Origin of the sequence: Yersinia aldovae ATCC 35236 (assembly GCF_000173735.1) — a bacterium.
GTDB classification, from domain to species: Bacteria; Pseudomonadota; Gammaproteobacteria; order Enterobacterales; family Enterobacteriaceae; genus Yersinia; species Yersinia aldovae.
Map to the genome: position 1 here is coordinate 1 of NZ_ACCB01000005.1, position 14,829 is coordinate 14,829.

Genomic DNA, 14,829 nt, shown 5'->3' on the forward strand with positions numbered 1-14,829 from the left:
GGAGACTGCGAATAGCAGTAATATTTCGCGCAAGCGCGGGATTGCATAAGGGGCCACGCTTATGGCCCCTTTGCCGATTGGTTCATCGGAGGTCAGGTGAGCTGTGAAGCCCTAACAACCGAACCGGATCACTAAATTCTGTTAACTAAATCCTGTTAACTAAATCGCAAGTGATAAAACTCATTTTAATTCCGCCGCTCAAACGCCAATGCTCTGCGCTCCACTACCCGCATAAACAGTGTCAGCAAACCATTTACACCCAAGTAAACAATACCCGCAGCACCAAATACCATGACGTCATAGGTACGGCCATACATCAGTTGGGTGTAACCCATAACCTCCATCAATGTGATGGTGTAAGCCAGTGAGGTACTTTTGAACACCAGCACCACTTCGTTGGAATAAGATGACAATGCGCGTTTAAAGGCGAATGGCAGCAGGATGCGTAACGACTGGGCTTTTGACATCCCCAGCGCTTCACAAGATTGCCACTGACCTGATGGAATGGCTCTAACCGCCCCGTAAAACAACTGAGTGGTATAAGCCGCGCTGTTTAATGCCAGCGCAATCATAGCGCACAACCAAGGTTGTGACAGTAAGCTCCACAACCACGGATACTCACGGATTGACGGAAACTGCCCCGGCCCGTAGTAGATCAAAAAGATCTGCACCAGAAGCGGCGTGCCGGTAAACAGTGTGATGTAAATTTTGACCAGCGGGGTGATAACGGGTGTTTTCAGCGTCAGCACGATGGTAAACAGCAGTGACAACACCAAAGCGACCAGTAAAGACGCGACAGTCAGCGTCAGGCTGGTATGCAACCCTTTCAGGATTTCGGGTAAGTATTCCAGCATCAGGATGGGTTCCGTTCAAAGCGGGTGGTACGGAGTTCAATCCATTTGAGCACATACTGGCTCAACAGGGTTACCACCAGATAGATTGCTGCGGCAATCACATACCAAGTGAAGGGTTCTTGCGTGCGCGTTGCAATACTTTTGGTTTGCAGCATTAAATCGTTAACACTGATCAGTGACACCAGCGCGGTATCTTTCAGCAAGACTAACCATTGGTTACCCAGGCCCGGCAAGGCATGACGCCACATCTGCGGCATGATCAAACGCAAGAAAATCGCCGTGGTACTCAAACCCAATGCCTGACCCGATTCCCACTGCCCGACAGGTACTGCTTTCAATGCACCACGCAAGGTTTGTGACGCATAAGCGGAATAGAGCAGGGCGAGGGCGATAACACCGCACAGGAACGGGCTAACCTCGAAATTATCAATATTGAGCTTAATCGGTAGCTCAAACAGATAGAGATTCAACGTGAAGCCGTCCGACAGTCTCATGAACAATTCGGAGGAGCCAAAATAGATAAACAGGACCACCAGTATTTCGGGTAGCCCGCGCAAGATAGTGACCCAGCCGGTAGTCAGATAACTGACCACTTTCCAGCGTGATGATTCGCCGACGGCAAATAGCATCGCCAGAACCAAACCGAGGGCCAATGCACAAACGGCAAGGCCGACGGTCATACCGGCGGCGCTTGCTAAAGGTTGAAATTCATTCATGGGTGCTTAGATTACTGCTGGAACCATTTTTTATAAATTGTCTGATAGGTGCCATCTGCCTTAATTTTCGTCAGCGCAGCATCTAACTTACCCTGTAACTCGGTGTTGTTCTGGCGTACCGCAATACCTAAACCGGTACCGAAGTAGTTAGCGTCAGTCACTTTGTCGCCAACAGCCACCAATTGGTCATTTTGCTTCAACCATTCATTAACCACCGCGGTATCACCAAATACCGCGTCCAGACGGCCATTTTTCAGATCAAGAATGGCATTCTGGTAACTGTCATAAGGCACTGCGGTAATTTCAGGGTGTTGCTCCATCAGATATTTTTGATGGGTAGAACCATTTTGCATCCCGACACGTTTGCCTTTCAGCGCAGCCAAATCAGCCACTTTGCCCTTTTCAGCAACAAACAGTGCGGAGTTTTCATAGTAAGGCTGGGTGAAAGCCACTTGTTTTAAGCGCTCCGGGGTGATGTCCATTCCGGAGATAACGGCATCAAAACGCTTGAATTTCAGGCTTGGGATCAGGCTGTCAAAAGCCTGATTGGTAAAGGTACATTCCGCTTGCATCTCTTTACATAACGCATTGGCCAGATCGATATCAAAGCCCTGCATTTTATTATTGGCATCGATAAATTCAAATGGTGGATAAGTGGCTTCGGCGGCGAAACGAAGTGTTTCAGCGGCAGATGTGGACAAACTAACCGTAGCGAGGAGTGCAGCAATTATTAATTTTTTCATCGCGAATTCCCAAAATAGATATCAATGTGACAGATAGCTGGCAAAAGCCTCGGTTGTGGGTTGGGTAAAGTGACTCGCGTCGCCTTGTTCCACCACATGACCGTTTTCCATGTAAACCACACGGCTGGCCGTCTTACGGGCGACTTCAACCTCATGAGTAACAATGACCTGCGTGATACCAGTACCGGCCAACTCGCGGATAATACTGACGATTTGTGCGGTAATTTCCGGATCAAGTGCCGCGGTCGGTTCATCAAATAATAGAACCTGAGGCTCCATCATCAATGCTCTGGCAATCGCCACGCGTTGTTGTTGGCCCCCGGAAAGATGTAGAGGAAAACGATCCGCAAAATCAGTTAAACGCAGACGCGTTAGCAGTTTCTGCGCACGCGCCATCGCTTCATCTTTTGACAGACCCAGCACGCGGCAAGGGGCTTCAATCAGATTTTGCACCACCGACAGATGCGGCCAAAGATTATATTGCTGGAAGACCATCCCCACGTTTTGGCGCAATTCACGAATCGCCTTTGCGCCCGGAGCTTGAGTAAAATCAAAGTGATTACCCGCTATCTGCAATGTCCCTGAACGGGGCATTTCCAGGAGGTTAAGCACGCGTAGCAATGAGCTTTTACCCGCGCCGCTTGGCCCTAATAATACTAAGGTTTCGCCAGCCGGACAGTCTAATGTAATGTCGAACAGCGCCTGATGTACGCCGTAGTAACAGTTAATTCCGTTAAGTTGAATACTCATGCGCCAAATCTGAATAGCCAATGATGCGGAGAATGGTAACTTCCACGGCATACTTATGCAATCTTTGTGCGTTAAAATTTATTAATAACCAGATTTCGGACACAAAATCAGCATAACATCTGGGTATGAATGCTATCCGAGGGAATTTGTCGTGTACTGAATAAGTCTGACAGAGTATCCTCAGCCACTGGCTGAAAAACAATCAAAATAAGAATGAGTTTGTAAATCAATGAGTACCGGTTTACTGGAACGAAACCGGTACACTTTTATCCCCGTCATCTCTCAAGTCGCAGGTGTGCATTAGTGAGCACCCAATAGCTGGCGCAGGCTGCTAGCCGGGGCGGAAACCCCCATAAAGCGGATGTCATCCACCACCCAGCAGGTGCCTTCACGCACCATGACCACTTCATCCTGCCACATCACCGCCTGACCGCCAGCGCTCTGATGAGTCAGATTGACGCGTAGTGGAATATTGCGCGCATCGGTATTAGGAATGGTTGAAGCGCTGGCAACATCGGCACTGGTACTGCCTTCACGCAGGCTGGTGAAGATATCACCGTTGATCATTTTAGTTTTATTCACCTGATTAGGTGCGCTGGCCTGTTTTCTGGCCGCCTGAATATCTTGATACAGTGCCTGACTCAGATAAGGGCGAAATTGGGCTGACAGATTATCATCGGGCAAGCCATTCAAACCGCCAATCTGTTGAATCCGTAAGTCATAGAATTTTTGCGCGACAGTATCCGGGCCACCTTCAATACAGGGACCACTACGTGTCCCGATATCCTTAAAAGCGGGATCGACAGTGCTGGTACAGGCGCTAAGAAGAAATACGAGAGGAAGTGCCAAGGCAATATTTTTCTTCTTCATATGATGACCTTAAAGGAATCTGCCATGAAAGTTATTTCAGTATATACCCGAAGTCATCAGAGTTGCAGTCGGTCAGTAAATAAACCATTTCTGCCAATTATACTTGGTACTTCTATTCTTACTTATAATTCTGTTTTACTTCGCACAAAGCTTACCGTGCTCTTTCAGCCAACGCGCGGTGCGGATAATACCTTCATCTAATGAAACTATTGGGCGATAACCTAATTCTTGCTCGGCGCGGCGGGTATCCAGTGTCAGATCAAAATTGAGTTTAGCCACGCCATAATGCGTCAGTACCGGCTCTTTTTCCGCTTTATTGCTCAGCTTTTCCATCGCGCGGGCCATAATATCCATCATCGGATAAGGGACTGAGCGAATACGACAAGGCATATCCAGTTCGTCGAGCAGATGCTGCACGATAGTGCGTAACGGGCGGGGCTGCTGGTTGGTAATGTTATAAGCGCGGCCCGATGGTGTATTCTGGCTCTGCGTTGCCAGCCACATGGCATGTACCGCATTTTCCAGATAAGTCATATCCACCAGTGCATTACCGCCGCGCGGCAGCAGCAGGGTGCCATAATATTTAATCATCTGGAGCAGACGCGGTAGCATCACTTTGTCATGGGGACCGAACAGGCCCTGCGGGCGCAGAATAGTGAAATGTGTTTGTGGGTTTGATAATGCCAGTTGATGAATGACTTCTTCACCCGCCGCTTTGCTGCGGGCAAATTCATTGGCAAATCGTGCCGGCCGGAAATCTTCCTGAATATTACGATGGTGGTGATAATCAAAATAAATAGCCGGTGAGGAGATATGAATGAAATTCTCCACGCCATAGGCCGCCGCCCATTCTCCCAGGCGGCGGGTAGCACGCACGTTTGCCTGATCAAACGCCAGTTCGGTCCCCCACGGTGAGGTGAAACTGGAGCAATGCCATAAGGTATCGACATCCATCAACATGGCTTTTGCTTGTGAGGAAACCAGATTCGTCAGATCCGCATGAACAAATTCAGCGCCTATTTTCGTCAATAATGCGCCCATCGCCTGATTGCGACCTGCGGCGATCACTTTGATCTCCCGACGACGGAGATATTCAACGGCATTACGGCCTAATCCACTGGTTGCGCCGGTGACCAATACCTTCATAGCGAATTCGGTTCCCACCAAAAATCAGAATGCTAGCGCCTGTAATCATTCGCTCAGCAAATAATATGCCATTCTTCCGTGAAATGATTCGCTATGCAATCAGAATCCCCTGCTTACGTGAATTTGCCGCGTTATTCATCATGCTTATGAGCGCGTTCACGGTCATATTGTACCGCCAGTGTGGCGATGCGTTTCGCCATACCCCGGAAAATAAACAGATGTGCTGGCATCATCACAAACCAATATAGTAACCCGCTGAAACCAGCAGGATGCCACCAGGCTCGCACGTCTAAGCGGCGACAGCCGCCCAACTCGGTGATGGTAAAGGTTAAGCGGCCCAAGCCAGGTGCTTTCATGCCAAACATCATTGCCAGTTGGCGTAACGGTTTGATGGTAATCACTTTCCAGCCATCAATCAGGTCACCCAACTCAAGGTTTTCGCGCTCTGGACGGCCATATACCACGCCACCACCGGCGATATCATCCATCCAAGCGCGGGTTTTCCACAGCGCATTACCGTAGAAGTAACCTTCTTTACCGCCTATTTGCTGCACCACATGCCACAACGCTTCGCTGGAGGCCGCAGTTGAGAGCTGGCAACCGGCCTGTTTCGGATAGAAGCCGTAACCGGGCCGCCAGCGCGCGCGTGCCTCAGGGTCATAACCCCAGTCAGCGGAGTCCACCACTTCATCTTCACGGCGCAGCGTCTCTTTAACGGCATCGTCAAAACTGATCAGCGTTTGTGGAATAAGCGCTTGTAGTGGTTGGCCATCGGCAGGCAAATCGTGATTTAGACCTTCAATCAGTGCGCTGGCAATCGGCGTGGGTACCGAGGTGACCATATTGATGAAATAGACCGAGATGAAGCGCGTTGGCAGTGGGATGGGGATCAACCAGCGCCGCTTGCCACTGATCGCGATAAAGCGTTCAAACATCGTTTGATAGCTAATATACTCTGGCCCAGCGACATCAAAAACCCGATGCTCTGGCGCTGGATGGTTGAGTATTTCAGTCAGATAAACCAGCAGATTTTCCAGTGCCACCGGTGAGGATTTAGAGCGAACCCAGCGGGGCGGTGTCAGGATTGGCAGGTTATAAACCATGTCACGCATCACTTCAAACGCGGCAGAACCGGGGCCGACGATGATACTGGCGCGCAGTTCCGTTACCGGAATACCGCTTTGACGCAGCAGTTCACCCGTTAGCTTGCGCGCAATCAGATGCGATGAACTGCTATCGGTTGGCTGTAATGCGCCAAGATAAATAATCTGCTTTAGTGATGACGGCTGGGTGGCGGCAATTTGTGCCAGCGCGGCTTTCATATTGTTGGCAGCAATGCGCTCCTGCTCAATCAAATCTTGGCCTTCCCCCATGCCGTGCACCAGATAATAAACGACATCAATATCCTGCAAAGCGGCACTGAGGGTCGCGGGCTGATAAAGATCGACAAAGCGGCAGGTGACATCTGGCCACTGCTGTTCTTGCAGCCACTCGATACGGCGTGCGGCGGCAGTGACATGATGGCCTTGCTGACTTAACAGCGGGACCAGGTGTTGGCCGATATAACCACTGGCACCTAATACCAGTATCCGTTGCGGTGTCATGAGCGTTGCTCTATCAAAAACTCACGCCATAGCGCCACCACCTTTTCCAGACTCTGGCGGCTGATATTCATGTGAGTCAATATGCGGGTGATCGGGCCGGCGCTGATAAGTATCCCGTGTTGTTGCATCCACGGGCCAAGTTTGGCTGCATTTTCAGCCGATTGCTTAATATACAATACGTTAGTTTGCGCCCCCGGAGCCACTATCTCGATATCCAGTGCGCGTAATTGCGCCTCCAGCCATAAGGCGTTGTCGTGATCGTCTTTCAGCCGCGCGACATTGTTTTGCAACGCATATAGCCCGGCTGCCGCCAGAATACCGGCCTGACGCATACCGCCACCGGTCATTTTGCGCCAGCGACGGGCGCGTTGGATGTATTCAGCGCTGCCACACAACAGGGAGCCTACCGGCGCGCCTAACCCCTTAGAGAGGCAAATTGTCAGGGTGTCGCAATATTGGCTTATCTCTCTCAACGGGACATTCAGCGCTACCGCCGCATTGAAAATACGTGCGCCATCAATATGTAGCGCCAGTTTCTTCTCGCGGGTCAAATCCCACGCCTGCTGTAAATAACTCAGTGGTAACACTTTGCCACTGTGGGTATTTTCCAGGCTTAACAAGCGTGTTTGTGCGAAATGAATATCATCGGGTTTGATGGCGGCCAGCACTTTATCCAGTGGCAGGGTGCCATCATCATTGGCATCAATAGGTTGTGGTTGGATGCTACCAAGTACAGCGGCACCGCCGGCTTCATACAGATAATTATGCGCTTTCTGGCCGACAATATATTCTTCACCACGTTGGCAGTGGGTCAACAGTGCCACCAGATTGGCCTGGGTACCGCTTGGCAGGAACAATGCCGCCGCTTTCCCTGATAGCCTTGCAGCTTCAGCTTCCAGTTGGTTAACCGTAGGATCATCACCGTACACATCGTCGCCGACATCGGCATTGGCCATAGCGTTGCGCATTGCAGCGCAGGGTTGGGTTACTGTGTCACTGCGTAAGTCAATCAGCATAGTTTTCTCATGATCAGAATAAGAAGAGATTATTCATCATAACCAGATTGGTAAAACAAGAAAGGCGTGAGAGATATTATTTATGTATATGGCGAATAATATCTATCTTGTTAATCGATAATAAATAAAGAGTACGATTATTGACTGATTTATTAGGACTTTTCTCGACTGGCATAAACTAAAGCAGGAGCCGCGTTAATTTTCACCTGACATCTTCCTCGCTCATCAGCAAAGAAGCGTGCTGCCAATTTGCTGGCATCGGCGTAATCCAGTAAGGCGAAGCCATATTGTTGTAAGACTTTTTCCACCTCTGCGGCGGCGATACCGAAAGTCCATTTTTCACCAATCCTGCGCACGCAATCAACACTCTCTTTTACGCCATAGCCAGCTTCATCGCCGCCAAATAGTATCTCTTCAGTGAGCGCATGCTGATTAACAAAATCAAAGATAATTTGGCTGCCGTCACTGCTATAGTCGCTTATCGCGTTAAACAGGTTTTTAACGTGTGCTGGTTCCAGATACATCAGCAACCCTTCCAGTAAAAACAGGCATTTATCACCAGTTTGCAACGGGATCTGCGCGAGTGCATCCGACAGGTTTTGCTGGTTAAAGTCAATGGGTAAAAATCGTAAATTGCTGGGTGGGGTGATATCGCATTCGGCAAGTTTTTTTTATTTTATGCTGCTGCATCAGGGGCCGGTCAATTTCATAAATCAGGCTGTGTTGCAGAGCAGGGTAAAAACGAATAGCCCGCGAGTCATATCCCGCACCCAGAATAAATATTTTGCTAAAGCGCCCAGCGGTCTTCTTGACAATATCATCAATAAACCGGGTTCGGGCCACGATATATTCATAAATACCGGGTGCCGTGGCGAAATTAGCACTCTCGTCGCCCAGCAGAAAGGCTTTTTGCTGCAGGGAGAAAGCGGAGTGGAACGACTGACTCAGAATCACGGCCACATAGTCGTCAGTTTTAAATAATGGCCTTTTTTCACCATAGGATTTTGCTCTGAGTAAACAGGTTAATTCTGCGGCTGATGAAAACCCTGGTTTGGCTTGTTTTGTCATGGAGGCACCACGATGATGATAATCAGTCAATAATAACTCTACGCGCCTATTTTATATTTGGCTGCCTGGTCAGTATAAAATGCCGCCTATACCACATAATTAGTGTGGTTAATTGCATTTCAAGCCGCGTAGGGGAAGAAATAATGAAAATGGCCAACTCACCACTTTCATTACTCATATCTGGCCATTGATAGTTATTTGCTATCAGCGCAACCAGTTAGTTTTTGCCAGTTCAACTACTTCATCACCTCGGCCATTGATAATAGCTCGGAGCATATACAGGCTGAATCCTTTAGCTTGTTCAAACTTAATTTGTGGCGGCATTGACAGCTCTTGTTTGGCGGTGATCACATCCACCAATACCGGCCCTGGATGAGCAAATGCGCTTTCCAGTGCCGCGTCCAACTCAGAGGCTTTTTCTACCCGAATCCCTTTGATACCCGCGGCATTGGCGATAGCGGCAAAATCCGGATTATGTAAATCAGTGCCATCAGTCAGATAACCGCCTGCTTTCATTTCCATCGCGACAAATCCCAGCACGCTGTTATTAAACACCACAATTTTCACCGGCAATTTTAGCTGCGCCAGGGTGAGAAAATCCCCCATCAGCATGGTGAAACCGCCATCACCACATAAGGCGACAACTTGCCGCTCCGGTGCGGTTGCCTGCGCACCAATGGCTTGTGGCATGGCATTAGCCATCGAACCATGATTGAACGATCCCAATAGACGGCGCTTGCCGTTCATTTCCAGATAGCGGGCGGCCCACACCGTTGGCGTACCGACATCGCAGGTGAAAATGGCATCATCTGTGGCGTGGCGGCTGATTTGTTGTGCCAGATATTGTGGATGGATGGGCTGGTTATCATTTGCCGTGGCTAATCCATCCAGATCTTTGCGCGTCATTCGATAATGATCGAGCGCTTTTTGCAAAAAGGTATTGTCAGTTTTGGCCGCCAGTTGCGGCAGTAATGCGCTGAGGGTGGTTTTGATATCGCCTACCAGTGCCATATTCACTGCGCAGTGAGCACCGAGACTGCCGGGATTGATATCAATTTGAATGATATTGGCGTGAGTCGGATAAAAGGCACGGTAAGGGAATTGGGTTCCTAACAGAATCAGCGTGTCGGCATTCATCATCGCATGATAACCGGAGGCAAAACCAATCAGCCCGGTCATGCCAACGCTGTAAGGATTATCCCACTCAATATGTTCTTTGCCGCGCAGGGCATGTACCACTGGGGCTTGCAGGATTTCTGCCAGTTTCACCACTTCATCATGGGCATTAGCACAGCCGCTACCACACATCAGCGTGATGTTTTTGGCTTTATTCAGCGTTTCAGCTAATACATTCAGCTCACTCATTATGGGCTGAACTAACGGCAATTTCGGCGTCTGCCACAGGATACCGGCATCTTCAGGCGCGGCTTGTAACGCCACATCACCCGGCAGGACTATCACCGAAACGCCACGGTTAAGAATCGCTTTGCGCATGGCGATTTCCAGCACGCGCGGTAACTGTTCAGGATTGGAGACTAACTCGCAATAGTGGCTACATTCGCGAAATAGCTCCTGCGGATGGGTTTCCTGAAAATAACCACTGCCAATCTCACTGGAGGGAATATGTGCGGCAATGGCCAGCACCGGAACATGGTTACGGTGGCAATCAAATAACCCGTTGATTAAATGCAGGTTACCGGGGCCGCAAGAACCGGCGCATACCGCCAACTGCCCGGTGAGCTGTGCTTCAGCACCTGCGGCAAACGCCGCAACTTCTTCATGGCGGGTACCCATCCATGCGATGGTAGCCATTCGATGCAAGCTATCACTCAGGCCGTTGAGTGAGTCGCCGGTTACACCCCATATTCGCTTAACACCTGCTTGCTCCAACGTTTTTGCGACCAATGTTGCCACAGTTTGCTTCATGATTGTTCCCTCAAGGATTAATGGCGAGTCATTATTCTATGAGGTCAAAGTATGGCGGGTTTGGCAATAATTGCGCCATTAATGGGGGCTAATCGGCATTCAGGCCAGTTGGACATCACCTTGTAACTGGCAGCTACAAGCTAACACATAACCTTGAGCAATCTCTTCTGCTGTCAGCGTCATGGTGCTGGTGGTGGTATATTTGCCATGCAGAATACGGGTTTTACAAGAACCGCAAACCCCTGCGCGGCAGGCGGCCATCACAGGCACTTTGTGTTGTTCTAAGGCAAATAGCAGTGACGTACCCACCGGGACTTTGACGCTGCGCAACGGGCGACTGATGGTCATTGTTAATTCATTACTGGTATCAATGCCTTCATCTGCGGTGCGGAACTGTTCTTTTTGGAAATGAGTTGCTGGAACGGATTGCTCACGGCAATATTCCTCCACCCAATTCATATAAGGGGCCGGGCCACAGGTCATCACCCGGCGCTGGGCAATGTCTGGTGCGACGTGCTGCATTATCTGGTCATTAATTCTACCTGCGGTAAATCCGTCGGTTGCCTCTGATTCTGCCATCAATGTGAGCTGCAATTGTTGTGGATAGCGCTGCAACAAGTTTTGCCAAACCGCTGCAAAAATCACATCCGAGGGCGTGCGCACATTAAATATCACCCGAATATCAGCCTGTGGGCGCTGTGCTAATAAGGCGCGGCACATCGACATGATTGGCGTTACACCACAACCGGCGGCCAGCATCAGGTAGCGGTCGTCATCGGCAGTCGCGCAGGTAAACTCGCCTTGAGCCGCAGAAAGCCACAGATAGTCGCCCACCTTGACTTGCTGAGTGAGCCAGCGTGATCCTTCGCCATCGGCTAAACAGCGTACCGTCAGTTGGATAAAAGGGCTTAAGCCCGGAGTGGAGGAAAGCGTATAAGCTCGCAGTGTTTCATCACTGTTATGAATACTAACCAGCGCGTATTGCCCTGGCAGATAAGGGTAAAAATCATGATTAATCAGCCGCAGACTCCAGACATCCGGCGTTTCTTGCACAATGGAGTGAACTTGCATTCGGTTAGGGCACAGCGCGGTAGGGCAGTCGGTTGGGATAAAATCAGTCATCAAAGCCTCACAATGAATCAGGTCATTCTCTGAATTTGTAATGGGTAATAAACATCGCGATAAAAGCCCGGCTGGCAGCAAAACGCCGTTTTCGCCGGGCGGCAATAAGTGAAAAATAGCAGTATCAGATGAATTAATTACCCAAAATTGCGTTGATATCCTGCTCTACCGTGGTGATTGGCCGCATCCCAAATTTCTCATACAGAATGTTCATCAGGTTGTCGGTCAGGAAGCCCGGCGCTGTCGGGCCGGTATAAATATTTTTCACCCCTAATGACAGCAGTGTGAGCAGAATGACGATGGCTTTTTGCTCAAACCACGACAACACCAAGCTCAGCGGCAAGTCATTAACGGTACAACCCAGTTTCTCAGATAATTTTACCGCCAGCATAATGGCCGCGTAGGCATCATTACATTGGCCGACATCCAGCAGCCGTGGCAAACCTTCCAAAGTACCGAAATCCAGTTTATTGAAGCGGTATTTGCCACAAGCCAGTGTCATGATGATGCAATCTTGCGGCACACTGCGGGCAAAATCGGTGAAATAGCTACGTTCTGTGCGGCTGCCATCACAACCCCCCACCAGAAAGACATGGCGCAGTTTTTTGCTGGCGACCAAATCAATCACCGTGTCTGCCGCATTCAGCAGCGTCTGACGCCCAAAACCGACGGTAATCAGATGTTCCAGTTCGTTGTACGGGAAGCCCGCCATCCCCAATGCTTGCTCAATCACGGGCGCGAAATCTTCACCGTCCAAGTGATCAACGCCCGGCCAGCCAACAATACTGCGAGTCCAGATGCGGTCGCCGTAATTGCCTACGTTGGGATCAATAATGCAGTTAGAGGTCATCAGGATCGGGCCGGGGAATTTGGCGAATTCAGTTTGCTGGTTTTGCCAGCCACTGCCATAGTTACCCACCAGATGCGGGTAGCGCTTCAATTCAGGATAGCCGTGAGCAGGTAACATTTCGCCGTGAGTATAAATATTGATGCCACTGTCCTGAGTCTGCTCCAGCAGCATGTGTAAATCTTTCAGGTCATGGCCGGAAATCAGAATGGCTTTACCTGCGACCGGGCGCACATTAACCGCTGTCGGTTGTGGGTCACCATAGGCTTGGGTTTCGCCGTGGTCCAGAATGGCCATCACATTGAAGTTCATTTTGCCGATACCCATCGCGTTGTTGAGCAACGTATCAACGTCACGCGGTTGCGTACCCAGCCAGGCCATATATGCGTGATAATCGGCATAAATCTGCTCATCAAACTGGCCCAGCACATGGGCATGTTCCATATAGGCCGCAGCCCCTTTCAGGCCATACAAACACAACATGCGCAGGCCATGAATATCATCGCCAACGTCAGCTTTATCGCTATTGAGTGCAAACTGCTGTGACTGTTGTTGCAGGATAGAGATGTCATCGGACTGCAATTGCAGTTCAGCCAACGGGTGAGCGACCGTGATGGTGCTATCGAGCAAGCGACAGCGAATAGCCAGCGACTGACGCAGCAAAATGGCTTCTTTGGCATAACCGACGATACGATCAGAATCGAAGTTCACATTGGTCAGCGTCGAGAAAAAAGCTCTGGGTGCAAAGCTATCAATTTGGTGATCGACAATACCCAACTCGCGGGCGGTCAATGCCCAGGCCGAAAGGCCCTGTAACACGGCGACCAGTAAGTCTTGCAAATCGGAGGTTTCGGCGGTTTTTCCGCACATTCCCTGCGCATAAGAGCAGCCGTTGCCAGCAGGCGTTCGGATGGTTTGTTCACATTGCACACAGAACATAATTATTTCCTTTTTAAAGTTGCATTTATAATGCTTGTTTAAGAGCATAGAGGCGCGTGATGGGTTTAAAAAGGCTTTTCTAATGCAATTTTAACTTGTTTTGATTTGGCGCAAGTTTCGCTGCGAATGAGAATTTATTCAGTTTTGGCAAAGGGGAGGGCAGTGAGCCGGTCAGCTCACTGCGATATGAGATATTTAGGAGAAGAATGCGATCAATACCGGAGCCAACAAACTCAATAAGAAGCCATGCACAATAGCCGCAGGAACCATCTCTAACCCACCACTGCGTTGCAATACCGGCAGGGTGAAGTCCATTGAGGTCGCGCCACATAAGCCCAGTGCGGTTGAGCGGCTGCTGCGAACCAGTGTGGGAATGAGCATGATTGCGACTAATTCACGGGCTAAATCATTGAAGAATGCCGCGCTACCAATAATTGGCCCGAATGCATCGGTTAATAAAATACCTGACAGCGAATACCAGCCAAAGCCTGAAGCCATCGCCAGCCCGGTTTTAACCGGTAACCCGATCAATATAGCGGCGAGCACACCGCCAGCCAGCGCACTGAGTGCTACCACAAAGGCCACGATGGTGCCACGGCGATTTAATACTATCTGGCGCAGTGTCATGCCGCTGTTACGTAATTGAATGCCGACTAAAAACAGCAGGAAAATCAGTGCCATTTCACTGCCTTTCGCCGCAAATTGTAACCACTCCCACTGGGTTAAGCCCAACAGAAAGCCCACAATGACTACGCCGCACAGTTTCAGTGATTCCAGCGCCATATGCACCCGAGACGGCAATGCTTCCTGACGATGGGTGTTCTTCCACGGGATTTTGCGTTCGAGTAAAAATAAGGCCAACAAATTGGCGCAAAAAATACACAGAAAAAAGACGCCGGTATACTGAAAAATAAGTAGCAGGTTAGCGCTGAGGTTTTCCAGAAATGCCAGGCTGATGCCCATAAAAAATAAAATAACGTAGACCATCCAGCTAAGTAAGCGATTGATCAATTGAATGAGTGATTTGCGGCTAAGTGGAATTAGGTAACCAATAATTAACGGCAAAAGAATGATCAGCAATCCTGAATACACGAGTTGTACCGTCCTATACCCTTCGTCATTGACGTGGCTGCTGTGTTAGCGGCACTTGTTACTCGGTGCAAACAACATTCAAAAATGGTTTATAACCAATTTGTCATACGTTTGTTGCCTTGCTGTAACGTCAATA

The 14,829-nt window shown here is 49.6% G+C and carries 14 protein-coding genes; all 14 read right to left on the reverse strand.

All coding sequences use genetic code 11. The annotated features are described in order from the left end of the window. Positions 1-185: 185 nt before the first annotated feature. The 14 genes from artM to YALDO0001_RS03565 all read right to left on the reverse strand — a co-directional run bounded on the left by artM (position 186) and on the right by YALDO0001_RS03565 (position 14,693). The gene (gene artM / locus YALDO0001_RS03505) at positions 186-854 is read right to left on the reverse strand and encodes an arginine ABC transporter permease ArtM (protein WP_042546316.1); all 669 of its coding nucleotides are present in this window, start codon (positions 852-854) and stop codon (positions 186-188) included. Further along, a complete protein-coding gene (artQ, locus tag YALDO0001_RS03510) occupies positions 854-1,570 on the reverse strand; it encodes an arginine ABC transporter permease ArtQ (protein ID WP_004699935.1) in 717 nt (238 codons plus the stop codon). The genes artM and artQ overlap by 1 nt, the downstream gene beginning before the upstream one ends. A gap of 11 nt (positions 1,571-1,581) precedes the next feature. Further along, positions 1,582-2,313, reverse strand: coding sequence for an arginine ABC transporter substrate-binding protein (artJ, locus tag YALDO0001_RS03515; protein ID WP_004699937.1), 732 nt, complete (start codon positions 2,311-2,313; stop codon positions 1,582-1,584). Between the two features lie 21 nt (positions 2,314-2,334). Beyond that, positions 2,335-3,063, reverse strand: a complete 729-nt coding sequence (gene artP / locus YALDO0001_RS03520) for an arginine ABC transporter ATP-binding protein ArtP (protein WP_042839384.1) — start codon at positions 3,061-3,063, stop codon at positions 2,335-2,337. A gap of 300 nt (positions 3,064-3,363) precedes the next feature. Then, a complete protein-coding gene (locus tag YALDO0001_RS03525; RefSeq protein WP_004699941.1) occupies positions 3,364-3,933 on the reverse strand; it encodes a lipoprotein in 570 nt (189 codons plus the stop codon). 135 nt (positions 3,934-4,068) lie between these two features. Then, entirely contained in the window at positions 4,069-5,079 is a 1,011-nt protein-coding gene (locus YALDO0001_RS03530; RefSeq protein WP_004699942.1) for a 3-beta-hydroxysteroid dehydrogenase, read from the reverse strand. Positions 5,080-5,210: 131 nt separating this feature from the next. Beyond that, positions 5,211-6,683, reverse strand: a complete 1,473-nt coding sequence (locus YALDO0001_RS03535; RefSeq protein WP_042839360.1) for a DUF2867 domain-containing protein — start codon at positions 6,681-6,683, stop codon at positions 5,211-5,213. After that, complete coding sequence (gene ltaE, locus YALDO0001_RS03540) at positions 6,680-7,699, reverse strand: low-specificity L-threonine aldolase (protein WP_042839361.1); 1,020 nt, start codon at positions 7,697-7,699, stop codon at positions 6,680-6,682. Before ltaE ends, YALDO0001_RS03535 begins: the two co-directional genes overlap by 4 nt. A 152-nt stretch (positions 7,700-7,851) precedes the next feature. Then, positions 7,852-8,349 (reverse strand): class I SAM-dependent methyltransferase, encoded by a 498-nt coding sequence (locus YALDO0001_RS21730; RefSeq protein ID WP_353933416.1) that lies wholly within the window; start codon positions 8,347-8,349, stop codon positions 7,852-7,854. Further along, a complete protein-coding gene (locus tag YALDO0001_RS21735) occupies positions 8,312-8,767 on the reverse strand; it encodes a class I SAM-dependent methyltransferase (RefSeq protein ID WP_252830384.1) in 456 nt (151 codons plus the stop codon). The genes YALDO0001_RS21730 and YALDO0001_RS21735 overlap by 38 nt, the downstream gene beginning before the upstream one ends. Before the next feature lie 204 nt (positions 8,768-8,971). Then, positions 8,972-10,693 (reverse strand): ubiquinone-dependent pyruvate dehydrogenase, encoded by a 1,722-nt coding sequence (poxB, locus tag YALDO0001_RS03550; protein ID WP_004699952.1) that lies wholly within the window; start codon positions 10,691-10,693, stop codon positions 8,972-8,974. Positions 10,694-10,792: 99 nt separating this feature from the next. Next, entirely contained in the window at positions 10,793-11,815 is a 1,023-nt protein-coding gene (hcr, locus tag YALDO0001_RS03555; protein WP_004699953.1) for an NADH oxidoreductase, read from the reverse strand. 133 nt (positions 11,816-11,948) lie between these two features. Further along, complete coding sequence (gene hcp, locus YALDO0001_RS03560) at positions 11,949-13,601, reverse strand: hydroxylamine reductase (RefSeq protein ID WP_004699955.1); 1,653 nt, start codon at positions 13,599-13,601, stop codon at positions 11,949-11,951. Positions 13,602-13,796: 195 nt separating this feature from the next. Further along, the gene (locus YALDO0001_RS03565) at positions 13,797-14,693 is read right to left on the reverse strand and encodes a LysO family transporter (protein WP_004699957.1); all 897 of its coding nucleotides are present in this window, start codon (positions 14,691-14,693) and stop codon (positions 13,797-13,799) included. Positions 14,694-14,829: the final 136 nt, after the last annotated feature.